The sequence below is a fragment of the Luteibacter sp. P4_D7_3 genome, assembly GCF_056401735.1.
In genome coordinates this window covers 1-22,497 of sequence record NZ_JBFUIT010000034.1, presented here as the reverse complement: position 1 = coordinate 22,497, position 22,497 = coordinate 1, and the positions used below count along the sequence as shown (strand labels likewise).

Below are 22,497 nucleotides of genomic sequence, written 5' to 3'. Positions count from 1 at the left end.
GTCTTCCGCTGGACGACATCCACGAGGTGCTTGCCGCGGTGGAAAGCGGTATCGCGGACGCTGCCGTGGGTATGGACGTCGCATACCACCCCATCGTGCGCCGCGACTACGCCTCCAGCCTGCGCGTCGCCGGCGATGTGCCCGACATGCCGGTGACTGTCAGGGTGGTCGTGCAGCGCGACGAACCGGAACTGATCGACATGCTCGACAGGGGCATGCGCCGCATCACCGCCGACGAGAACGAGGCGGTGATCGAGCGCTGGCTGGAGACGGCATACCTGCGCGCACCGACCCTGTCGCAGGTCGTGTCGGTGTACCARGGAGAGATCGCGTTGGGTGGCTGCCTTGTCCTGGTGTTGATGTTCGCCTTGTGGCAGTTGCGCCGGGCGCAGCTCGCATCACAGCGTGGCGAGCAACAGAAGACCATGCTGCTCGCGGTGATGAGCCACGAGGTGCGCAATGCGGTCAATGCCGTCGTCTCATCGATCGACCTGATGGCCCGGCAGCCACTGGAGGGGCCGCAGCGAGACCTCATGGCGATAGCGCAGTCGAGTAGCCGCAATCTGCGCACGCTGCTGAAGAGCGCACTCGACTACACCCGATCCGAGGTGCAGGGCTTCACGCCCGATCTCGTGTCCTGCGATGCGTTGGCCGTGGCGCGGCAGGTCATCGAGTCGCAGCGCACGGCGATCGAGGCGAAGGATCTCCATATGCGCCTCGACCTCCCCATGGGGCCGCTGCCCTGGTTACTCCTCGACGAGACCCGGCTGCGCCAGGTCCTGGAGAACTTGCTCGCGAATGCCGTGAAGTACACGCAGCAAGGGCATGTGGGCATCGCACTTTGGCAAGGCACGGAAGAGACGGCCGACAGCGTGCGGCGGTTGGTCATCGAAGTCTTCGACACCGGTATCGGTGTGCCGGTCGACCGGCAGCGCGAGCTGTTCCGCGCGTTCGCCCAGTCGAATGGACCGCTCGATACACGGCTCGGCGGCACGGGCCTGGGCCTGGCGATCTGTCGCGATATCGTCACGCACCTGGGTGGACGGCTCGACCTCACCAGCGAAGTGGGCGTCGGCACGGCCGTGCGCATCGAATTGCCGACCAGTCTCGTGCCTGCCGTCACGACGGTTACCGACGACGACCCGCTCGATGTGGCGAAGGACGAGCCCTTCGGCACGGTGCTTCTGGTCGAGGATCACCCGGCGAATCGCCAGATCATCGCGGCGCAGCTCAAGTTCATCGGCTATGCGACGCATGCGGTGGATCACGGGCAGGCAGCGATCGACGTATTCGAGGCGGGACGCTACGTCGGCGTCTTGCTCGACTGTGAGCTACCTGACATGCAGGGATACGATATCGCCGCCGAGTTGCGCGCTCGCGAGCGGTCGGCTGGCGGGCCTCGCACACGGTTCATCGCCATCTCGGCCAATCACGGCGAGGCCCACATAAGGCGCTGTGAAGAAAGCGGCATCGATACCGTGCTGGGTAAGCCGCTCTCGCTTGAAGGGCTGAAGGCCGCTCTTGTGGCACCGCGCACGGAGTCGGAGATCGATGCGACCTTCATCAAGGAGTGTCTCAAGGATCTCGCCGCCATCCGTGCCGCGGTAGCGGCGACTGACCTCACTAGCGCGGCCCATTTCGCGCACCGTCTCAAGGGCGGCGCGCTAGTCTGGGGCGCGACCTCCATCGTGACGGACATCGATCGCATCGAGCGGGCACTCGCCGGAGATCCTGTGGACGGCAGGCTTGTCGGGCAGCTTCTTGATGCGATTGCCGCACGACTCTGACTGGCGACAACAGCATTTTTGGACGAAACCTGCGCGGTTTGCCATCACGTGCTTCAAGCTCGCGCGAACGCAAGCTTGTACGATGTCTGTCATCATCGCATCGATATATCGCGACGCCCTTTAAACGTGCGATGGCGTACCAATGTCTGTCTGACTTTCCTTCGTCCCAACGTAACGGAGTCTACCGATGGCAAAMATCAACGCATCCGCGAGCGGCACGTTCAAGATCGGCGGCGATCTCGAGGTCAATCGACTCGGCTTCGGCGCCATGCGCATCACCGGAAAGGGAATCTGGGGTGATCCGGCCAACCCCAAGGCCGCCCGCGAAACCCTGGCGAAGCTGCCCGAGCTCGGCGTCAACCTGATCGACACGGCCGACAGCTATGGTCCTTACGTCAGTGAGGATCTGATCCGGGAAGTCCTGCATCCCTACAAGGGCCTCGTGATTGCGACCAAGGGCGGACTGACCCGCCACGGTCCTGACATCTGGGCTCCGCTCGGCCGTCCCGAGTACCTGCGCCAGTGCGTGCTGATGAGCCTGCGTCGCCTCGGCGTGGAACGTATCGACCTCTGGCAGCTGCATCGTGTCGACGAGAAGGTGCCGCAGGACGAGCAGTTCGGCGTCATCCGCGACATGCAGAACGAGGGCCTGATTCGCCACGTGGGTCTTTCCGAGGTCAACGTCGGCCAGATCGAAGCGGCATCGAAGTTCTTCAAGGTCGCGACCGTGCAGAACCTCTACAACCTCGGCAACCGCCAGAGCGAGGCCGTGGTCGACTACGCGGATAAGCACAACATCGGCTTCATCCCCTGGTTCCCGCTTGCCGCCGGCGAGYTGGCGAAGGAGGGGTCGGTCTTGTCGAAGATTGCCAAGAAGCTGAACGCTACCGACGGCCAAGTCGCCCTGGCATGGTTGCTCAAGCGTTCGCCGGTGATCCTGCCTATCCCGGGCACGGGTAGCCCCGACCACCTCGAAGAGAACGTCAAGGGTGCATCCCTGAAGCTGTCACAGGAAGACTTCGAAGCCCTGGAGCACGCGGTCAAATAATCGCGGAACGGCTGGCCCGCGCCTCATAGAGGCGCTGGTCGGCACGACTCAACGCCGCATCCAACGGGGTGCCGGCTAGCTTCATCGCTGCGCCCAGCGTAAAGCCGATCGGCGCGGATTGCGCATCGTCACGCAGACGGGCGCTGACCTCGGCGAGTTGCCGGTCATCGGCGCTACGCAATACCACCAGGAACTCGTCACCCCCCAGGCGAACCACGGCGTCTTCATCGCGCACGCGTGCCCGGAGAAACGTCGCCATATCGACCAGCACGTCGTCGCCTCGCTGGTGGCCGTAGGTATCGTTGACAGCCTTGAAGTGGTCGAGGTCCACGGTGATGCAGCCGAGCGTTTCGTCACGCGTCATGTCACCGAGCTGACCCAGATAGCGACGGTTGAAGCAATGGGTGAGGGGATCGCTTAGCGACCACTCACGGAGTTGTCGTTCCTGCCGATGCTGCTCGGTGATGTCCTGCGCGTGACCGAGGACGTAGCGCTCTTCGTCGTCCTCATCGAGCACGTTGTGATAAGCCCAGATCCGTAACTCACCGTTGGCCGCGCGCAGTTCGAGGCGACCCGAGTCGCTGCCTTCGTCGATGATCCGGCGTAGATAGGCGTTGAACGCGGGGACCATTTCGGGGCGCATGAATTCGGCGAGCGACCTGCCCATCAGGCTGTTGATCGGGTATCCCAGTGACTTGGCTGCCGCGGGATTGACCGAGAGAAGGACGCCGTCGAGGTCGTGCGTGCAGATCAGGCCGAGGCTGTAGTGAAACAGCTGGCGGAAACGACGCTCGCTGGCTTCCAGTGAGGTGACCGCGCGCCGGCGGTGCATTTCCCATTCCTGTGCGGTGCGCCTGAGATCGCGTTCCAGGGTGACCTCGCGGGCAAGTGCGGCGTTGCGTTCGACGGCTGTCGCGCGCTGTTCCAACGCCATCCCTACGAGACCGGCCAGGGTGGCTAGGATGTCCCGCTGGGTCGGTGTCAGCTCCCGGGGGACATGGTCGATGACGCAGAGCGTGCCCATGCCGGAGCCGCCCTCCATGGCGATCGGCATACCTGCATAGAATCGGATGTTGGGATCCGCTTCGACCAAGGGGTTATCGGCAAAGCGATGGTCTTTGCGGGTATCGCGCACTTCGAACAGGGTGCTGCCGTGGATCGCATGGGCGCAGAAAGAAATGTCGCGGGGCGTCTCGGTCGTTCCGTCCAGGCCCACCTGGGCCTTGAACCACTGGCGGTCATGATCGATCAGGCTGACCAGGGCGATCGGCGATCCCGTCACCAGGGAGGCTACCCGCACGATACCGTCGAAAAAGGGCTCCGGCGCCGTGTCCAGCACCGCAAGGCCGCGCAGTCGCTCGAGGCGGCGCACTTCGTCGTCGGGTAAGGGCGCGGCTAGCATCGCGGCTCCTGGAGTGGGGACAGCGGAACGTAGCGGCTCGACAGCCTGCCGGACGTGATCCACGTCACTATCCGGAGGACGGGTCGATTGGCATTGCCATGGTTATAGCGGCTTGCGCGGGTTTTTGCGTGAATCCTTGGGAATCCGTGCAGGCTCGTAACTCAGGAGCCTGTGGGTTCGGTCGGAGGTGGAGGAAGCATCTTGTGCGTCCAGAGCGCGGGGCGGTCCGCTGGTCGGCTGCCGGTCTTCACCCGGTCGGCGAACTGAAACGCCCGAAGTTCTGAATCGAGAAGGTGCTCACGCGTCCAGTCTGCGTGCCGCTTAAGGTGTTCGGTGACAGCTCGATCCCCTGGCGAACCGTCAGGCGGTCTGGATGGAATGACAAGGCCGATGCGTACCGCCGGAAAATCGGTCTTCATCATTCGGAGGGCCGGTGACAAGTCCGAGTCGTTTGAAACGATGCCGCCGGATCTTGCACGTGCAGGACGTGCCGAAGCAACGCGCCTACGTCGAGCCATTTGAATGAGGTTCCTCGAAGGCAGCCGTAAAAAAGGTTGTATCCGTCAACATACGCGATCGTTCGCAATCCCTTGCTCCAAATTCCAAAGCTCCAAATGAAAACACCGGCACGATGGCCGGTGTTTTCGCCCTGAGCGCGGTTGCGAACTGAATCGGCCGAGCAAAGGGTGAGTCGTGCGGTAGATACTGCGGTACGTCGGCGCCCCTCGTCAATGCTGCCAGTCGCTGCCCAAAAGTAAGATCTCGCTTCAGTCGATGTAGGGCAGCGCCGCCCTCTATATGGCTGGCGTGTTCGCGGTCGTCCCTTTTAATGGAGCTTTACGGGTGGCAGCGTTGTATTTCGTAGCCAGTCGGCCAGCCATAGCGCGGTAGCCCGCGGCCAGCCATGAAGCGTGGCGCGGTGCAGTTGCTGCAGCGATACGTAGAGCATCTTCGCCACCCAGCCCCGCATGGGGATGATCGACCGGCCCTTGGGCCCCGAAGGTAGTTCGCCCGTAGCCTGACGGGACCCGAGCGACACCAGCGTGCCCTTGGAGTGGTAGACGAAGGGCGCGACGTTCTCACCGCGCAGGGCGCGGGGCAGGGCACGTGCCAGGTAGGTCGCCTGCTGGTGGGCCGCCTGTGCGGTGGGTGGGACGCTGGGGCCGCCGGGAGCCGTGGTGGCGAACGCACAATCGCCCATGGCATAGATGTCAGTCAGGCCCTGGGCCTTGAGCTGGCCGTCCACCAGGATGCGCCGGTCCTTCGACAATTCGAACGGGCCGAGGCCCTTCACCATGTCGTGCCCCGTGACGCCTGCGGCCCACACCTGGATATCGCAATGCACGCTGCTGCCGTCCGACAGATGGAAGGCGCCGTCTTCGACCGCATCCACGCCGACACCCGTGCGCAGCGTCACGCCCATGCGCCGGAGGATCTTCTCGGCGGACTCCGACGTGCGCGGATCGACGTTGGGAAGCACGCGCTTCGCCATATCCATCAGGGTGATATCCAGCTTGCTTGCCGGATCGAGACCGCCATAGCGGTGCATATCGTTGAAGGCGTGGTGCAGCTCGGCCGCCAGCTCCACCCCGGTGGCTCCGGCGCCCACGATGCCGATGCTGATGCGTTTTTCCGGATCGCCCGCCGTGCGCAGCGCCAGTGCCAGGATCTTGCGACGCAGGTCGATCGCCTGTGCAGGGCTGTCCAGCATGTCGCAGTATTCGAGGACGCCGGGCGTGCCGAAATCGTTCACCCTGCTGCCGAATGCGAGTACGAGGGTGTCGTAGGTCAGGGTGCGTGCCGGCAGGATGATCTCGTCGGTGAGCGGAAAGCGGACCTCGTCGAGGGCGAGGGTCTTCGCCGCAGGGTCCACGTGCCGGAGCGCGCCGGGTTCGAAACGGTATCCGTGCGATTGCGCGTGCGCCAGATAGGGCACCGCCTCTTCGCCATCGCCCAGCAGCCCGACCGCGAGCTCGTGCAGGCGTGGCTTCCAGAAATGGCTGGAGTCCCGGTCGACGAGGGCGACATCGAAGTCGCCACGCTTACCCAGGCGTGCCGCCAGTTCGATGCCCGCCGCGCCACCGCCCACGATCACGATGCTATGGGCACCGGGTCGCTTTGAAGCCGTCATACGAGTCTCCTCAAATAGCCTGGTTCCGAGCATACGCATGGATTCGTTGCTTGCTTGCGAAGACTGATCTTTTCCGGCTAAATCGAGAACATGACTCCCGCACGACTGCTCCGACGACGAACGATGCGCTAGCACCACGCGGCGCGCCCATGCGTGCGCCTGTGCCCATCGGTTACGGAGAAGCCCATGTTCCTGTCCCTGGCGTCGCATGTCGACGCCTCGCTCGCCACCGTGTTCGCGGCCCTTGGGCTGCCCACGGCGTTCGCTCGCGCCCAGCCCTCGACACGGTCGGATTTCGGCGACTTTCAGTGCAACGCCGCGCTGTCCCTCGCTCGTGAACAGGGGCGGCCGCCGCGTGCCATCGCGGAAGACATCGCGGGTCTGCTCCGGCAGGAGGCGATGTTTTCGGCCGTCGAGGTCGCCGGACCAGGCTTCGTCAACCTGACGCTGGCTGCCCCCTTTCTGGCGGCCTCTGCACGGGCCACGATCGCTCATGCGGGCCTTGGCATACCCGACCTGGGCCAGGGCCGTCTGGTGATCCTCGACTTCGGCGGCCCCAACGTGGCCAAGCCCCTCCACGTGGGGCATCTCCGTTCGCTGGTGCTCGGTGAAAGCCTGCGCCGCATCCATACGGCGCTCGGCTGGCGCACGTTGGGCGATGCGCATCTGGGCGACTGGGGCTTGCAGATGGGCATGCTGAGCTCGGCCATACGGCATCGTGACCCGTCACTGGCCTTCTTCAGCCACGGCGACAACGAGTCCTTCCCGTCGAACGCGCCGGTCACCCTGGATGAACTCGAGCGTCTGTATCCCGAGGCGGCGGCTGCCTGCCGCAGCAATGCCCGGCGCATGGCCGAGGCCCGCGCCGACACCGCGGCCCTGCAGGCGGGCGATCCCGGGTTGCTCGCCTTGTGGCGTTCGTTGCGCGCCTTGAGCCTGACCTCCCAGGTGGCGGACTTTCGCGAGCTCGGTGTGGTGTTCGATGTACTCGACGGCGAGAGCGACGTACGCGATGCCATCACGCCCCTCGTCGAGCGCCTTTGTGCCAGCGGCATCGCTCGCGAAAGCGAAGGTGCGCTGGTCGTGGATGTCGCTACGGCGGAGGACACCTTTGAGGTACCGCCGCTCTTGCTGGCCAAGCGCGACGGTGCGGCGCTCTATGCAACGACCGATCTGGCCACGCTGGAGGCGCGTACCAAGCACGAAGGCCTCGCACGCGTGGTGTACGTCGTCGATCAGCGGCAGGCGCTGCATTTCGAGCAGGTCTTCCGCGTGGCGGGCAAGGCCGGCATCGCGGCAGGCGTGGAATTGATCCACGTCGGCTTCGGCACCGTGAACGGACGCGATGGCCGGCCGTTCAAGACGCGCGATGGCGGCGTGGCACGGCTTACTGAATTGCTCGACGACGCGATGGCCAAGGCCACCGAGCGTATCGAAGGTTCGGGTTACGGAAGGGAGCTGGATGCGGCAGGAAGGCGTGCACTGGCGCGGCGTATCGGCATCGGGGCAGTGAAGTTCGCCGATCTCTCGGGGGACCGGCTGTCGGGCTACGTGTTCGATGTCGAGCGGATGGTGGCCTTTGAGGGGCGCACCGGGCCGTATCTGCAATACGCCTGTGTGCGGTTGCGTTCGTTGTTGGCGAAGGCGGACGGCGTGACGGTCGTGGCGCTCGGTGTGCCGGTGCACGGCAGCGAACGGGCGCTGGTCATGGCATGCCTGGGTTTCGGCGATGTCGTGGCGGAGTCGGTGCGCCTGATGCAACCGGGGGTGCTTGCGGAATACGCGTTCGGGCTGGCGCAGCGTTTCAGCCGGTTTTATGCCGAGTGCCCGGTATTGGCCGAGCCTGACCTGGACACGCGTACGTCGCGGTTGGGTTTGTGCGTGTTTACCCTGGGCGTGCTGGAGCGTGCGCTGTCGTTGCTTGCGATTGACGTGCCTGAGCGTATGTAGGGTTGTCGCTAGCACCCATCGCCGATGAATCGGCTCCTACACGGAGCACGTGGCGCGTCCAGCGAGCGTGGGACGCGTCCAGATAGCGCGGGGCGCGTCCCCAAGGCACGTGGCGCGTCAGGCTTTGGAATAGGCCTCGGTGGCGTCCATGACGCGGGCGGAATAGACCAGGGCTGCGCCGGCGTTAAGGGCGACGGCCACGCCGAGTGCTTCGGCGATTTCCTCGCGTGTCGCCCCTTGCTTCAGCGCTTCGGCGGTGTGCACGGTGATACAGCCGTCGCAACGCGTCGTCACCGAGATGGCCAGGGCGATCAGTTCGCGCGTCTTCGCATCGAGGTGGTTCGTCTTGGCGCCGGCACCGGACAAGGTCTGGTACCCCTTGATCGTGTCGGGGCTGAGCTTGGCGATTTCACCAATACGGGCGCCGAGTTCGTTGCGATATTCAGGCCAATCGAGCATGGGGGTTTCCTCCGGAATGGCCGGCGGCACGGGTTTGCGTCGTCGGTGAGAACATGATGGTCCTGGCGCGTGCGCCGGGAAATACGCGAAACGATCTAGTTCTGGCGCATGCGTCTCACKGTCACCTGCAAGGGGGTTTCATGGCTCTTCCGCGTCCCATTCCCGCATCGTTCTTCGGCATGGTCCTTGGCCTGGTCGGTCTGGGCGCCAACTGGCGCACGGCGTCGCGCCTCTGGGGCCTGCCAGCCGCGATCGGCGAAAGCATCATGGCGGTGGCCTTCGTGGTCTGCGCGGTGCTCACCCTGGCCTACGCGTACAAGTGGCTGGTGCATCGTGCGGCCGCTATCGAGGAAGCGCGGCATCCCGTGCAGTGTTGCTTCATCGGTCTGGTGCCATCGTCGGGTGCCCTGATGGGCATCGTGCTGGCACCGCACGCGCACGGCCTGGCCGTGGTCGCCCTGCTGACCGGCGGCGTAGGGCAGGTGGTGTTCGCGCTATGGCGCTTTGGCGCCATGCTCCAGGGTGACCGCGACATATCCACCACCACACCGGTGATCTACCTGCCCTCGGTCGCCGGTAACCTGATCATCTCGGCGGCGGCAGGTCTGCTCGGTTTCCCCTCGTGGGGCATCCTGTTCTTCGGCGTCGGCGTGTTCAGCTGGCTCGCGCTCGAGTCGGTCATCGTCAATCGTCTGCTCAACGCCACGCCCTTGCCGCCGCCTTTGCGGCCGACGTTGGGCATCCAGCTCGCACCCCCCGCCGTCGCGGCGGCAGCGTGGCTGGCGAACACGCAGGGCGCTCCGGAACTCCTGGTCCAGGCCGCGTGGGGCTATGGCCTCGTGCAGTTGCTGATGATGATTCGTCTGTTTCCATGGATCGCGAAGCAGCCGTTCGCGTCGAGCTACTGGGCTTTCAGCTTCGGCATCACGGCGCTATCTGGCAGTGCCTTGACCATGACCCTGCGCGGGTTGACGGGTGCGATCGCCGAGCTGGCACCGGTGCTGTTCGTCTTCACCAACCTGGTGATGGTGGTGTTGACCGTCGGTACGGTCGTGCGCCTCGCGCAGAACAAGCTGCTACCGCCGACCGTGACCGCCGCCCCGCCAGCGACATCGTAATGTGGGTGACGATCGGGCAGATTGTCGCGTCGAAACGACATTTCTCATCTTGCATGCGTTGACTTCCTAACCTGTGCGCATCCGGTCGTCATGACCGATGCAAGCAGGCAAGGAGTTCAACGTGTATCCCCTGAAAAAGCTCATCATCGCGGGCGTTCTGTGTGTTGCACCCGTCGGTGGCACCCTCGCGGAAGGCGTTGAATCGCCGTGGATCGTGCATGTCGGTGCCCATGTGGTCGATCCGACATCGAACTCGGGCGACCTCGCCGGCCTGTCCGCGAGCACCACGCGAAGCATGCGCCCCTCGGTCAGCGTGGAGTACCTGCTGGCGCCTGCATGGCGCATCGAGGTTCTGGCCGCACTGCCGTTCAAGCACGATGTTCGCCTCGACGGCCAGCGCGCGGTGAGCGTGAAACAGCTACCTCCCGTCGTCGGTGTGAACTACCACTTTCTGGCGGGCCAGGCGGTGTCGCCATTCCTCGGTGTCGGTATCAACTACACGCATTTCTTCGATGCGAAGGGCCACAACGCGCTGGACGGCGCCACGGTGGGCCTTGGCGACAGCTGGGGTGTCGCATGGCACGGCGGCGTCGATATCGCACTCGACGCGCGCTGGACCGTCACCGTCGACGCGCGCTGGATGGATATCGATTCCAGGGTGAAGGTGGACGGTGCCCGTGTCGGCACCGCCCACGTCGATCCCTGGGTCTACGGGGTGAGCGTCGGTTATCGCTTCTGATCGCCGGCGAGGATCGCCTTGGCCGCGTCGATGCCGATGATCCACGATCCTGCCAGCATCATCGTGTCCTTGAGCACCAGGCGCCCGGCACCCGACAGATACGGGAATCCGTGTTGCGCGTCACCGAGCGCGGGGACCCACGCTTCAGGGGTGGTGAACAGGAAAGACAAGGTGACGAGCGTGGTGGCGAACGCGAGGAAAGCGCCGAGCAGACCAAGCTTCTTCGATAGCGGATACGCCAGCACCAGCACCGCGATAGTCCATTCGACGACACCCAGGCCGGTGGAGAAGCCATAGGTGTTGTTCGCCGTCTGCCATTCCCGCTGCTCGGGCACCAGCTGGCCTTCGTGCGTGAGGTGCGCCTTGTATTCGTCGGGATGGTTGTAGAAAAACGACATCACGGGGCTGTTGGCGACGAAGGGTGTGATGCTGTCGGCCTCGAACGGAACGAACTTCAGTGCACCGATCCAGAGGAAGACGATGGCGATGGCGATGCGCATGAGGTTCGGGCCGAGACGCTCGGTGCGAACGAAGGTGGCGAGGATCTGGCGGGCAGTGGCGTTCATGGGGAGGACTTTCTTCTGGGAGGTCGAAGAAAGTGTTGCCCAGCACGGTGAGAGGATGAATACTCATATCACTCAATGAATGGCGCGAACGTCTCATGGATGCCTTGACCCGCGTGCTAGAACTGGCCCAGGTGCGGGGCGTCCTGGACCTTCGCTGCCAGCTGGCGGGCGGCTTCAGCCTCGACCACGTGGATGCCGAGCCCGGCGAGGCGCCCTTTCATCTGGTCCTGGGCGGAAGCGCGGCCATGGAGCTGCCGGGCCACACGGTGGTGATGGAAGCGGGTGACCTGCTGGTGCTACCCCAGGGCACTCGCCACCGCGTCCACGATCTGCGCGGGCGGGATGTCACTACCACCCTCTCGCTCGATCATGCAGGTCCCTTCCGCATCAAGCGCAATACCGACGGGGACACCGATCTCGATCTGCTCTGCGGCCGCTTCACCTTCGCGCCGGACGCGGGGAAGCTACTGTTCAGTGCCTTGCCCGAGGTACTCCATGTACGGCTCGGTCGCGAGCACGGGCTGGACGCACTGTCCGGCATCGTGAGGATGTTTCGCGACGAGGTGGCGCGCATGGATCCAGGCGCGCTGGCCGTAGTCACGGCGCTGACCCAGGCGCTGTTTGTGTTCGCCCTCCGCGCGCAGTTGCGCGATGGGCTCATGCCGCCCTCCTTGCTCGGTCTCATGGTCGATCCCCGGCTCAGTCGCGCCTTGCTCGCCATGCTGCGCGAGCCCGAGCGCGAGTGGACGGTGGGCTCGCTCGCCGAACAGGCGGCGATGTCGCGCGCCACGTTCGCGCGACACTTCGAGGCACGAGGAAACGTGGCCCCGCACGAGGTACTGACACTCTTGCGCATGCACGTAGCCGCGGAGCTTCTGCGCCGTGGCGAACTCACTGCCGGCGCCGTGGCCGAGCGCGTGGGGTATCGTTCCGAGTCCGCGTTCGGCAAGGCGTTTGCGCGCGTCATGGGCACGACGCCGGCACGCTTTCGTCGCGATGGAAGAGCCGCTTCGTAGCGCAAGATCCGGATGGTGGCGCAGGCAGTGCGAGCGGAACATGGCCTCGTACCCACCACGGAGCCACCCCATGTCCTTCCGCATCTCCGGTATCGACCCGAAGCCATTCACGTCGCTGTATGGCCTGGACGAAGAGCAACTCGCCAAGCGTGGCGTGATCCGCGTTATCGCCGCCAACGACACCGGTTACCCGGAGCGTATCGAACTACGCAACGCTCGCCGCGGTGAAGCCTTGCTCCTGCTCAATCACACCCATCAGCCGGCTGACTCGCCCTATCGCTCCAGCCACGCCATCTTCATTCGCGAAGGGGCGACCGAAGCGTGTGAGGTGAGTGACGACGTGCCGGAGGTGTTACGCACACGTACGCTCGCGTTGCGCGGCTTCGACGAGCGCGACCACATCGCCAGTGCGGTCCTCGTCGAGGGCAGCGTGCTGGACGAAGCGATCGAGCGCCTGTTCGCGATGTCCTCGGTCCGCTATGCGCACGTGCACTATGCGGCGTACGGCTGCTACGCCGCGCGCATCGATCGGGCCTGAACCTCGTGCCTGCGGGCGGCTTGGCGYGATACCGTCAACGCCGCCAGGGCCATCGCCGTCAACACCAGGGAGACCAGCGGCAGGCTGGCCACGCCGCTCGCTTGCGCGATGCGCCCACCGAGGAACGAGCCGAACGCGATACCGGCGAACAGGCCCGAGGAATTGAGGGCGAGGATCAGGCCGCGGATCTCCGGTTCGAGTTCGACCACGCGCCGCTGCTGTGAGGGGTAGAACACGTCCTGCGACAAGGCCCATACCAGCAGCGGCAGTATCGGAGCCCACCAGTACGCCGGCACGACCGCAAGGGCGAGGAACACCGGCAGCATCGTGCCCATGGCGGCATACAGCAGTCGGTTGGCGCCGAAGCGAAGCGCGAGGCGCTGGGCGAGCCAGTTGCCCGCAACGCCCAGGACACCGAAGCCGAACATGATGCCGGAAGCCGTCGCGGTGTCCGCGCCGAAACGGTCGTGCAGCAGCGCGGTGATGAGGGTATAGGTGACGAAGTAACCGGAGACCTGGAAGAAGATCACAGCGAGACCGGTACCGGTGGCCGGGTGGGTAAGTGCCTTCAACAGCCGTCGCAGGTCCAGTCGGACACCGCGTGACTCGTCGTCCACGGTTAGCCAGACCAGGAGGGCCGCGATGCTGGCCAGTGCCGCCAGACCGACGAACACCACGCGCCAGCCGAAGGCTGCGGAGGCCGCGATGGCCAGAGGTACGGCCAGGACACTGGAGATGGCAATGCCACTGAACACCACGGCCAGCGCGTGCCCTTGTCGCTCGGCCGGCACCAGGCCGACGCCGATGGAAGATGCCATCGGGGCAACCACCGTGGCACCGAGGCCGGCGATCACGCGGGCCGCCAGCAACCAGCCATAGCCTGGCGCGACGGCACACAAGACCGAACCGAAGGCGAGGACCAGCAACCCGCCGATCAGCACGTCGCGTCGCCGCCGGTGACCGATGAACACCTGGGCGAGCGGGGCGCCGACGGAGAAGGTCAGCGCGAACACGGCGACCAGCTCGGCCGCCTGCGCGACCGTCATGCCGGCGCCGACCATCGAGGCCTGGGCGCCCACGACCGCCAGTGAGGCGCTGCCGAGGGCGAAATTGCAGATGCTGAGGATGCGCAGCACCAGGGGAGGGGAAAGACGGGCCATGACGGCTTCGCAACGATGAGGGAGCGCCTTATCTCGGGTTCGCCGACCTATAATCAACATCGATTCCAGGCATACGAGTCATCCATTTCATGGATATCAATCGGGTCGACCTCAATCTGCTGGCCTCACTGGACGTGCTTCTCGAGGAGGCGAACGTCACCCGAGCCGCCCGTCGCCTCAAGCTCAGCCAGCCAGCGCTGTCCGCCCAGCTGGCACGTCTGCGCGAGTCGTTTGGCGATCCCTTGCTGTTACCCGCGGAAACCGGGCGCGGCATGACCCTGACCGCCCGGGCGGCGGCCCTCCGCGAACCGCTGCGTGCGGCCTTGCGGGATCTCGATCGTGTGCTCACCCATGCGCCGGAGTTCGATCCGGCACATAGCTCGCGCGACTTCCAGATCGCCCTGAGCGACAACGGCGTGGCCATCCTCGGTGTCGACCTCGTTGCCTGGATAGCCGCTCACGCAGGGCCTGGTATCCGCGTGGCCTTCCGGCCGGTGGACCCCGCCCGCATCGGCACGCAACTGGAATCGGGCGAGGTCGATCTGCTGGTCAGCATCGACAGCCTCATCCCGCCTGCGATGAAGGCCCGCGTGCTCCTGAAGGACCGCTACCTCATGGCCCAGCGAAAAGGGCACCCGCGCGGCCCGACGCCGCCCGACCTGGAGACGTACTGCGCACTACGGCACGTGCTCGTCTCGCTCGATGGCGGCGGCTTTCACGGCTTCATGGACGACTACCTTCACAGGCTCGGGCGCCGGCGACAGGTGGCAGTGTCCGTTCCCCAGTATCACCTGATGCCCGACATACTCGAGGCTACCGACTATGTGGGCGTCATGCCTTCGCGGCTCGTACAGCGTTTCGGCGGGCGGCTCGATGCCTGCGAGCTGCCCATCCCGACGCACGACATCTCCCTGTATGCGTCGTGGCATCCGCGCATGCACGCCGATCCCGCGCACCAATGGCTGCGCGAGCGCGTTGCCACCCTTGCGAAAGGCACGCCGACCTAACGACCGGCTTCGCCACGCAACTGCCAGAACAGCGCCTTGTCGAACGGTGACCACGCAGGCACGCGCACGCCGCTCTCGGCCAGGGCATCGCGTGTCCACTGGTTGCAGGTGACGAAGAGGCTGTAGCGGCCGCGGGCTTCGTAGAAAGCATCGTTCACGTCGTAGTGGCGGCCGGGAATCCAGACAGCCGAGCCGTTGCCATCGACGGTGACGCTTCGGCGTACAAAGGCAACAAGCCGTGCATACGCCTCGGGCGTCACGGTGAGCGGTATCGCCGTCGCATCGCGTGTCGGCGCGGGTCCATATTCCACGTGCATCGCGGCGGCGTCGCGCCCACCGATCGCGTTCAGGGCGGTCGCCAGCTTCAGATCGCTCCATTGCGGCACGTCGAGGAAGAAGGTGCGATCGCCCCAGCCGATCGTGACGTACTCGTCGGCGTCCGCGTCGTTCCGTCGCGCGTTGTGCACCGGCGGAAACAGCGCTGTCCAATCCATCAGCGCGTGCCTGGCGGGCATCGCCAGCCCCGCATGGACGCCGTTGGTGGTGAGCCATACGGTCACCCCGTCATCGGCGTGTCGCCAGTCGCGATTCAGCGGAATGGCGCCGAGGATGACGGCGGCGGCAAGGTAGAGGAGCGGCACGAGGATGAGCACCCCGCTGACGGTCCACACGAGGCGTCGCGCGAGCGATGGCCGCGTGTCGTAGGCGCCCGATGGTCGCTGCTTGAGCATGGTCGCTCCCCGGGCATCCACGCACCCGCCGTGGCAGAAGGGTATAACGAAGCATCGAAGACCGCATGAGGGCCGCCGCCATGCCCATCGCAGACCACGCAGATCCTGGAGACGAGCCGTGCCCGGTATGCAAGGGCCTTGGCGAGGTGACGTATATCGACGAGGAGGTCGGCTGCCAGATCGGTGTGCCGTGCTGGGCCTGTGCGGGACCGGCCGAGGAACACCTCGGACAGCCCGCTTCGGATACGCCCTGGCCCGGTTAAACCGGACTCAGAGCTTGTAGTTGACGCCGAACATCAGCGTGCGGCCGTAGGTGTCGTACTCCAGCGGCCTGGCGATCTTGATGTTGTTCGGCAGCGAGGCGACCTGCTGCGTCTTCTCAGGCGAGTTGGTCAGGTTGTTCACCTGTAACAGCACTGACAAACCACTCAAGCGGCCCTCGGCGAAGGCATAGCCGAGCTGGAAGTCGGTCTGCTTGTCCGCCAGGATCTTCGTGTAGCCGAGCTGGTCGAACAGCGCCACGGCTTCGCCGGTGAACGATGAGCGATAACGCTCGGCGATACGCACCGACCAGCCGTGCTTCTCGTAGTAGAAGGCAAGGTTCGCCACCTTGCGCGACAGGCCGGGCAGGGTGGACGGACTGCCGGGAATGGTCGATACGGCACTTACCGGTAGCGAGCTGTTGGTCAGCGAGAAGTTCGCCTGCATGCCGAAGCCATCGAGCGCCTGCGCCAACAGACCGCCTTCGAAGGAGCCTGACAGTTCCAGGCCCTGCATCCTGCCGCCGGTGCCGTTTTCCGGGCGGGTAAACGAACCGATGGTGCTGGTCGGGGTTAGCGTCGGCGTATCGTTGGTATAGCGTGAGAAGTCGTAGTCGAGCGTGGTTTCGTTGTAGATGTAGTTGAGCAGGTTCTTATTGAAGACCGCCGCCGAAACATAGCTCGCTGTGCCGAAATACTTCTCCCACGATAGATCGGCGCCGACCGCGATATACGGTTTGAGCTTCGGGTTGCCGCCGCTGCCGGACCAGAGCACCTGGCCGGCCGCCGGGCCGTCGGTAATCAGCGCAACGTCCGCCGACGTGGCGACCTTTTCGTCGTCGATGCGGCCGCGCGCCATGGTCTTGGCCAGACCAAAGCGCAGGTACTGCTTGTCCGTCACTTCGGCAACGAGGTTCAGGCTAGGCAGGACCTTGTTGTAGTTCGTCCCGTCGGCGATACGACCGACCAGGGCGTCGCCGTTGGTCTGCAGCGCCTCGGAGGACTGAATCGTGCGCACGGCTTGCACACCCATGTTTCCGCGCAACGGAATGTCGCCCAGCATCGTATCGATGTTGAACTTGAGGTAGACGACCGGCACCTTTTCGCGCACCGTGTAATTGCGACTCCAGTCGCCCTGCGTGTTTCGCTCGGTGAGGTAGTACTGGTTGTCCAGGGACTGCAGGACGTTGTAATTGACGATGGCAGGAATACCRCCATAGCCCAGGTCGGTGATACCGCGCAGCGACGACGGGTCGATCGGCGCGGCAAAACCGGGCAGGTAATCGGCGGACGTGGAACCGTTGCCGTTGAGCCAGGCGAAGAGCACGTCAGCCTGTTTGGTCTTCTCGCGGTCCGAATAGTTCACGCCGAAGTTGAAGTCGCTGAAGATCCAGCCGACGGGATGGCTGATTTCAAGGCGGATCGCCTTGATGGTGTCCTTCTGCTTGTCATATTCCTCGCGCCCGTCGTAACCGTAGTTGTTCGCGTCGGTGAAATTCACGGCAGAGGTGTCGGACCAGTCCGTGCCTGGGCTGAAATCCGGGAAGCCTTCGTCGCGCTTCGTCTGAAAGTCGGTGGACGATGTCGCCTGGCCGGGCAGCCCGGCGAACAGGTAAGCGTCATGCAGGCGTTTCTTCGCGCTGGAATACGAGAGATCGGCCGTGGCGTTCCAGCCGTTACCGAAGTCGTATTGATTGTTCCAGCCGACCGAGAACAGCTTGTCGCGTTCCTTGGTGTACTCGTTCTGCAGAACCGTCTTCAGGCCATCGATGTGACCGGAGGTGACAATTGGGTAGGGCTGTGCAGGTACGGTGCCGATGTTCGCGTAGGAGACGTTGTCGTACGGACTGCTCGACCACTGCGCGCCGTTGAGGAACGTCTTCTGGTCGAACGTGGAGTAGTAGAGGTCGAGCGTGGAATGGTAGTGATCGTCCGGTGCCCACTCGAGCACGGTCATCAGGCCATTGCGCAACTGGTTCTCGGACTTGGCTCGTAGCTGGGCGCCTTCCTGCGACAGCACGTCGTCGGGCAGGCCAGGCGTGTGCGCCGCTCCCCACTGTCCCTCGGCGCCGTTCGGGCCGTTGTTGTTGCTCCACCACCATGCCTGGTACTGCTTCTCCTGCACGGGTGAGTCGAGCTGGGCAAAGCCCACGGCCAGGCCGAGCGTGTGGTCGAAGAACTGGTCGATGTACGAGAAGCTGGCGCGGTGCCCGCTATCGCCGACGCCGGTACCGTGGTTGAGGCTGCCGTTGGAGTTGCTTTCGCCACGCAGGTTCGCGGCGAACGTCGGTTTGGCCAGGTCGAGCGGCTTGATCGTATGAAGGTCCACCGTGCCCGACAGACCCTGGCCGATGAGGCTGGCATCGGGCGTCTTGTAAACGGCAGCCCCGCTGATGAGTTCGGAAGGGTACTGATCGAAATCCACGCCGCGGTTCTCACCGATGGTGGCCTGTTCGCGACCGTTGAGCGTGGTGCCGGCGAAGTCGGGCGAAAGGCCCCGGATCGAAATCTGGTTGGCGCGGCCGTCCACTCGCTGCGTGGCCAGGCCAGAGAGGCGCGCGAGGCTCTCGGCGATACTGCTGTCCGGGAGCTTGCCGATATCTTCTGCCGAGATCGCTTCGATGATGTTGTCGGAACTCTGCTTGGCTTTCAGCGAGTTCTGAATGCTGCCCTGGATGCCGGTGACGACGATGGCGTCGAGATTGCTCACGGCGTCGGGGTTGGCGGGATGCTTTTCCTTCTCTTTCGCGGTTTTTGCCGGTTTTGTGGACGGCGTCTCACTTTGCGGTGCCGTCGTTGAAGGGTTTTGTTCCTGGGCAAAGACGTCCGAGACGCAGAACAGGAGGAGGGCGGTGGTGCATGCCAAAGCCAGCGGACGCAGCTTCAGAGCGGGCACGGCAAGACACGGCGTCAAGCGTCGACGATTCATCGATATCCCTGCGTTGAATGAGTAGGCGACGCGCCCCCTGACGCACCGGCGGCGAGAATGATCGAGTGACACGAATCTGTCATCCTGCGTCGCAGCACGCGCGGACGATCCAATCCGCCGCCTGACAAGACCGGATACTGTGCGCGTCATTCGTCTACCTATCGCCCGGAGCGCCTTATGTGGGAAGAGCTGACCAAGACCGTGTTGTTGATCGTGGCGAGCCTGTTTCCCATCGTGAATCCGCCGGCATCCGCCTTCATGGCGATCAGCATCGTGCCGCACGCCACCGATGCCGAGCGTGCGGACATGGCACGCCGCGTGGCCGTGAACAGCTTCGCGTTGTTGCTGGCGTCGTTGTTGGTCGGTGCTTACGTACTGGGCTTCTTCGGTATCTCGATTCCGGTGCTACGTGTCGCTGGCGGCCTCGTCGTCGCCATGGCCGGTTGGCGCCTGCTCGACGCGCCGGACGATGTCGAGGAGGAGCAGGACAACGAAGCCGCCGCGGTCGACCATCATCATGGTCGGCGCGATCCCACCTTCTATCCCTTGACGCTGCCGCTGACCGTCGGGCCGGGCTCGATTGCCGTGGCGATCGCGCTGGGCACGGGGTCACCGCGCGAGGGACCAACGCTCATTCATTTCGCCGCGGTGGGAATCGCCCTGGTGATCCTCACTGCGAGCATTTACCTGTGCATGCGCTATGCCGAGCGTATCGAGCGGCGGCTGGGTACGGCGGGGACGCAGGTGGTGATGCGGTTGTTCGCGTTCTTCATTTTCTGCATCGGGCTGCAGATTCTCTGGCTGGGTGTGTCTGAGTTGATCGGCATGGTATCGACGGCCCGGGGTATCGCCCATCCCATGCCGTAACATTTTTCAAGAGCGTTCGCGTCGCCAGGCACAGGGAGTGGCGCCGGTGAAGCGTTTGAAGATGGTGGTGAAGTGCGCTTGGGTGCGGAAGCCGGTGTCTCCGGCCACTTCGACGACGGACCGTTCCGGCGATGCAAGCAGCGCCTTCGCGTACTCGATTCGCGCGCGTAGGATGTAGTGATGCGGACGCTGCCCGGTGGCCAGGCGGAAGCGGGCGGCGAAATGCATGGGTGATAGTCCCGCGGCGGCGGCAACCGCGGCCAGACTGATCCGATCGCCCAGGTGCCGGTCTATATACGCGTCCACACGCTGCATGCGCCACCGTGGTATCGCCAGCTTCCCCGGGTCGAGCCCGTCGATAGTGGCTGCGCTGGCGAGCTGGAAGAGGCGGCTGAGGACCGCTGTCGCGAAATGCCCCGCCGTTCCGGGCATACACGATCCCGCATTGGCGGCAAGCAGCGCGAGCGCCAGTCGCTCGATCGCGCTGTCGCGATGCATGCCACCGAAGGATGAGCCGTCGAGCACGGCGATGCAGTCCATGTCCCTGGCTGCCTCGCGGACGAATGACACCGGCAGGTACCACTGGAGACTGTCGCCAGGTCCGTCCGCGCACATCGCCAACGCCTGACCCGGCAGGGCGACGTGCACACTCCCCGCCGTGACCGGCCCGTTCACGACGGTTTTGCCGTCCGCAAGCAGCCGCATGGACGTCGCGCTCAGGAAGACGCGCACCACATAGCGATCGGTCGGGGTGATGGCGGTCCGGGGGCCCGAGCCCTGCCGGTCGAGCCAGCGGGTCGCCACGACGCCTGGTGGCGTCCGGGCGAGGACCGGCGGGACATGCCAGAGGGTTTCGAGGTGGATGGCCGTGGTGGCGGTGAGATCGCGCGCGAGCGCGTATGAGGTCTCGTCCAGGCGCACGTTGCCGTCCTCCGCGTCGGATCCCCCAAGGGACAGATAAACGGTACGCCTGCCGGGTCACGCGGAGAGCCGAAAATTTACTTAGGACGAATGGACTGTTCCGACCGGATGGCCACCCGCCTGCGCCGTTCGAATCGGAAAACGGCCATGCATATTCGAAAGACCCTTTTCGCCCGGAACGAGACCATGAGCGGAAAGGGGAGTCGACGCGCGGTGCGTCGGCATCTGTCCGGTCATGGGGAGTTGCACGATGAAGAAGTCCATTCTGCTGGGCGCCGCCGTGGGTGCCGCGCTCGTGTTCGGTTGTGCCACGCAGGCCCAGCAGGGGCCGATGGTGGACATAGGCAACCGGCATGGCAACCTGCGCCAGGCCCAGGAGAACATCGTCCAGGCATGGCATCTGGTGAGCGAAGCGCAGGAAATGAACGACTCGCGCCTGGGTGGACACGCGGCGAATGCCAAGCGCCTGCTCGAGCAGGCGAACGACGAGTTGCGCCTCGCGGCGGATGTCGCCAACGAAAACGGGCGGCACTGAACGCATGACGGGACGCAGGCCCGTGCGCGCGGCAGCCCTTGCCCTCCTGGCGTGCCTGGCGGGTGCGGCCCTGGCCGACCCGCCCTCCGACGACCTGCGCCCGCCACGTGAGTCCACCTACGACGCGAACGGGGTGACCACGGTCACCCTGGTCGCTGCGAAGTCGAAGATCCTCGTCGGCAATACGCCTTACACCTCGCTGGTGTTCAACGAGGACTACGACGCGCCGCTCATCCGCACGCGTCCCGGCGGGACAATCAGGCTCACGCTCGACAACCGCATGGACGAGATGACCAACCTGCATTTCCACGGCATGCAGGTGTCACCCCTGGACGACGGTGACAGCATCTTCCGTACCACCGGTCCGCACGAAGTGGGCAGGTACGTGCTGCGCCTGCCCGACGACCATTCGCCGGGGCCGTACTGGTACCACAGCCATTTCCACGATGGTGCCGAGCACCAGGTGTCCGGCGGCCTTGCCGGGCCGATCCTGGTCGATGGTATCAAGGACCAGTTCCCCGAACTGAAGGACGTGCGCGAGCGCGCGCTGGTACTGCGCAACTTCCAGAAGACATTCACGGGATCGCTCGCCAGCGAGATCGTTACCGGCGCGCCTTCGATCCGTACGATCAACGGACAGTTCCAGCCAACCATCCGCATCCATCCGGGCGAAACGCAGCTCTGGCACCTGTTCAACATTGCGGCGAACCAGTATTTCCGCATCCGCATCGACGGCGTGCACATGCAGCTGCTCTCGCAGGACGCCGACACCGTGGTCAAGCAGGTCGGCGTCGATGAGATGCTGATCGGCCCGTCGGCGCGCGTGAGCATCCTGGTGACCGGCCCCGCGCCCGGTTCCTATCCTCTCCAGTTGGGCTCGGCGAACACGGGTCCCGCGGGCGACACGTATGCCGGCGCGTTGTTGGGCACGCTCGTCTCGTCGGGCGTGCCCATGAAGACGGTGTCGATCACCAGTCCGTATCCATCCATCGCCGACCTGCGCAAGGTGACGCCAGCCAATCGCCGCCGCTTTGTCTTCCAGGATTCCGACTCCGATCCAAATGCATTCTTCATCAACGGGCGGCAGTTCGACATCGGCCGCGTCGACACCACGGTCAAGCTGGGCGATGTCGAAGAATGGACCCTGGTCAACCCGAGCCAGGAACTCCACCAGTTCCACATCCACCAGCTGGATTTCCAGGTGACGAAGATCAACGGCAAGGATGTCGACTTCATTGGTTATCGCGACAACGTGTTCATTCCGGCGCTGGGTTCGACCACGGTGCTCATTCCCTTCACGGACCCGGTCATCCTCGGCAAGTTCGTCTATCAC

General features: G+C 64.6%; 19 protein-coding genes. 11 read left to right on the top strand and 8 right to left on the bottom strand.

Translation table 11 applies throughout. From position 1 onward, the window contains the following. Positions 1-1,787: ATP-binding protein (locus tag AC1DSN_RS05835; protein ID WP_477329916.1), on the top strand; the 1,787-nt coding region annotated here is incomplete at its 5' end. A gap of 187 nt (positions 1,788-1,974) precedes the next feature. Continuing rightward, on the top strand, positions 1,975-2,835 hold the full coding sequence (locus tag AC1DSN_RS05830) for an aldo/keto reductase (protein WP_477329914.1): 861 nt from the start codon (positions 1,975-1,977) through the stop codon (positions 2,833-2,835). On the opposite strand, the gene AC1DSN_RS05825 is transcribed toward AC1DSN_RS05830, so the two are convergent. Together AC1DSN_RS05825 and AC1DSN_RS05820 are read right to left on the bottom strand one after the other, a co-directional pair. Next, a complete protein-coding gene (locus tag AC1DSN_RS05825) occupies positions 2,828-4,237 on the bottom strand; it encodes a sensor domain-containing diguanylate cyclase (RefSeq protein ID WP_477329912.1) in 1,410 nt (469 codons plus the stop codon). The two genes, AC1DSN_RS05830 and AC1DSN_RS05825, sit on opposite strands and share 8 nt — an antisense overlap. 826 nt (positions 4,238-5,063) lie before the next feature. Continuing rightward, entirely contained in the window at positions 5,064-6,368 is a 1,305-nt protein-coding gene (locus tag AC1DSN_RS05820) for an NAD(P)/FAD-dependent oxidoreductase (RefSeq protein WP_063571302.1), read from the bottom strand. A 186-nt stretch (positions 6,369-6,554) separates the two neighbouring features. Here AC1DSN_RS05820 and argS point away from each other — a divergent pair, with 186 nt between their 5' ends. Continuing rightward, positions 6,555-8,318 (top strand): arginine--tRNA ligase, encoded by a 1,764-nt coding sequence (gene argS, locus AC1DSN_RS05815; RefSeq protein ID WP_477295496.1) that lies wholly within the window; start codon positions 6,555-6,557, stop codon positions 8,316-8,318. 117 nt (positions 8,319-8,435) lie between these two features. Here the strand turns inward: argS and AC1DSN_RS05810 are convergent, their stop codons facing one another. Beyond that, a complete protein-coding gene (locus tag AC1DSN_RS05810) occupies positions 8,436-8,777 on the bottom strand; it encodes a carboxymuconolactone decarboxylase family protein (protein WP_063571304.1) in 342 nt (113 codons plus the stop codon). A gap of 140 nt (positions 8,778-8,917) precedes the next feature. Here AC1DSN_RS05810 and tehA point away from each other — a divergent pair, with 140 nt between their 5' ends. Both tehA and AC1DSN_RS05800 read left to right on the top strand, forming a co-directional pair. Further along, a complete protein-coding gene (gene tehA, locus AC1DSN_RS05805; RefSeq protein WP_477329910.1) occupies positions 8,918-9,895 on the top strand; it encodes a dicarboxylate transporter/tellurite-resistance protein TehA in 978 nt (325 codons plus the stop codon). A gap of 121 nt (positions 9,896-10,016) precedes the next feature. Then, positions 10,017-10,634 carry an OmpW/AlkL family protein gene (locus AC1DSN_RS05800; protein ID WP_477295492.1) on the top strand — a complete coding sequence of 206 codons (618 nt, stop codon included), beginning with the start codon at positions 10,017-10,019 and terminating at the stop codon, positions 10,632-10,634. Here the strand turns inward: AC1DSN_RS05800 and rclC are convergent. Further along, entirely contained in the window at positions 10,622-11,200 is a 579-nt protein-coding gene (rclC, locus tag AC1DSN_RS05795; protein ID WP_063571566.1) for a reactive chlorine resistance membrane protein RclC, read from the bottom strand. The genes AC1DSN_RS05800 and rclC overlap by 13 nt on opposite strands. A 95-nt stretch (positions 11,201-11,295) precedes the next feature. Here rclC and AC1DSN_RS05790 point away from each other — a divergent pair, with 95 nt between their 5' ends. Together AC1DSN_RS05790 and AC1DSN_RS05785 are read left to right on the top strand one after the other, a co-directional pair. Further along, positions 11,296-12,216, top strand: a complete 921-nt coding sequence (locus tag AC1DSN_RS05790; protein ID WP_477295489.1) for an AraC family transcriptional regulator — start codon at positions 11,296-11,298, stop codon at positions 12,214-12,216. Between the two features lie 70 nt (positions 12,217-12,286). Further along, the gene (locus AC1DSN_RS05785; RefSeq protein ID WP_063571564.1) at positions 12,287-12,754 is read left to right on the top strand and encodes a DUF1203 domain-containing protein; all 468 of its coding nucleotides are present in this window, start codon (positions 12,287-12,289) and stop codon (positions 12,752-12,754) included. On the opposite strand, the gene AC1DSN_RS05780 is transcribed toward AC1DSN_RS05785, so the two are convergent. Beyond that, entirely contained in the window at positions 12,727-13,914 is a 1,188-nt protein-coding gene (locus tag AC1DSN_RS05780) for an MFS transporter (RefSeq protein ID WP_477295487.1), read from the bottom strand. The genes AC1DSN_RS05785 and AC1DSN_RS05780 overlap by 28 nt on opposite strands. Positions 13,915-14,003: 89 nt before the next feature. On the opposite strand from AC1DSN_RS05780, the gene AC1DSN_RS05775 reads away from it, so the two are divergent. Continuing rightward, on the top strand, positions 14,004-14,921 hold the full coding sequence (locus AC1DSN_RS05775; RefSeq protein WP_477295485.1) for a LysR family transcriptional regulator: 918 nt from the start codon (positions 14,004-14,006) through the stop codon (positions 14,919-14,921). Here AC1DSN_RS05775 and AC1DSN_RS05770 read toward each other — a convergent pair. Both AC1DSN_RS05770 and AC1DSN_RS05765 read right to left on the bottom strand, forming a co-directional pair. Beyond that, positions 14,918-15,652, bottom strand: coding sequence for a TIGR02117 family protein (locus AC1DSN_RS05770; protein WP_477329908.1), 735 nt, complete (start codon positions 15,650-15,652; stop codon positions 14,918-14,920). The genes AC1DSN_RS05775 and AC1DSN_RS05770 overlap by 4 nt on opposite strands. Positions 15,653-15,922: 270 nt before the next feature. Continuing rightward, positions 15,923-18,841, bottom strand: coding sequence for a TonB-dependent receptor (locus tag AC1DSN_RS05765; RefSeq protein WP_477329906.1), 2,919 nt, complete (start codon positions 18,839-18,841; stop codon positions 15,923-15,925). A 177-nt stretch (positions 18,842-19,018) separates the two neighbouring features. Here AC1DSN_RS05765 and AC1DSN_RS05760 point away from each other — a divergent pair, with 177 nt between their 5' ends. Beyond that, complete coding sequence (locus AC1DSN_RS05760; RefSeq protein WP_477329904.1) at positions 19,019-19,708, top strand: MarC family protein; 690 nt, start codon at positions 19,019-19,021, stop codon at positions 19,706-19,708. Between the two features lie 6 nt (positions 19,709-19,714). Here the strand turns inward: AC1DSN_RS05760 and AC1DSN_RS05755 are convergent, their stop codons facing one another. After that, positions 19,715-20,629 carry a helix-turn-helix domain-containing protein gene (locus tag AC1DSN_RS05755; protein ID WP_477296184.1) on the bottom strand — a complete coding sequence of 305 codons (915 nt, stop codon included), beginning with the start codon at positions 20,627-20,629 and terminating at the stop codon, positions 19,715-19,717. Between the two features lie 250 nt (positions 20,630-20,879). On the opposite strand from AC1DSN_RS05755, the gene AC1DSN_RS05750 reads away from it, so the two are divergent. Next, positions 20,880-21,164, top strand: coding sequence for a hypothetical protein (locus tag AC1DSN_RS05750; protein ID WP_477296183.1), 285 nt, complete (start codon positions 20,880-20,882; stop codon positions 21,162-21,164). A gap of 4 nt (positions 21,165-21,168) precedes the next feature. Continuing rightward, positions 21,169-22,497, top strand: a 1,329-nt coding sequence (locus AC1DSN_RS05745) for a multicopper oxidase family protein (protein WP_477329902.1), incomplete at its 3' end; no start/stop codon positions are given.

What these genes read in the sequence shown, in the direction of transcription:
- AC1DSN_RS05825 (WP_477329912.1), bottom strand. Translation starts at nt 4,237, where the DNA reads ATGCTAGCCGCGCCCTTACCCGACGACGAAGTGCGCCGCCTCGAGCGA.
- AC1DSN_RS05820 (WP_063571302.1), bottom strand. Translation starts at nt 6,368, where the DNA reads ATGACGGCTTCAAAGCGACCCGGTGCCCATAGCATCGTGATCGTGGGC.
- argS (WP_477295496.1), top strand. Translation starts at nt 6,555, where the DNA reads ATGTTCCTGTCCCTGGCGTCGCATGTCGACGCCTCGCTCGCCACCGTG.
- AC1DSN_RS05810 (WP_063571304.1), bottom strand. Translation starts at nt 8,777, where the DNA reads ATGCTCGATTGGCCTGAATATCGCAACGAACTCGGCGCCCGTATTGGT.
- tehA (WP_477329910.1), top strand. Translation starts at nt 8,918, where the DNA reads ATGGCTCTTCCGCGTCCCATTCCCGCATCGTTCTTCGGCATGGTCCTT.
- rclC (WP_063571566.1), bottom strand. Translation starts at nt 11,200, where the DNA reads ATGAACGCCACTGCCCGCCAGATCCTCGCCACCTTCGTTCGCACCGAG.
- AC1DSN_RS05790 (WP_477295489.1), top strand. Translation starts at nt 11,296, where the DNA reads ATGGATGCCTTGACCCGCGTGCTAGAACTGGCCCAGGTGCGGGGCGTC.
- AC1DSN_RS05785 (WP_063571564.1), top strand. Translation starts at nt 12,287, where the DNA reads ATGTCCTTCCGCATCTCCGGTATCGACCCGAAGCCATTCACGTCGCTG.
- AC1DSN_RS05775 (WP_477295485.1), top strand. Translation starts at nt 14,004, where the DNA reads ATGGATATCAATCGGGTCGACCTCAATCTGCTGGCCTCACTGGACGTG.
- AC1DSN_RS05770 (WP_477329908.1), bottom strand. Translation starts at nt 15,652, where the DNA reads ATGCTCAAGCAGCGACCATCGGGCGCCTACGACACGCGGCCATCGCTC.
- AC1DSN_RS05760 (WP_477329904.1), top strand. Translation starts at nt 19,019, where the DNA reads ATGTGGGAAGAGCTGACCAAGACCGTGTTGTTGATCGTGGCGAGCCTG.
- AC1DSN_RS05750 (WP_477296183.1), top strand. Translation starts at nt 20,880, where the DNA reads ATGAAGAAGTCCATTCTGCTGGGCGCCGCCGTGGGTGCCGCGCTCGTG.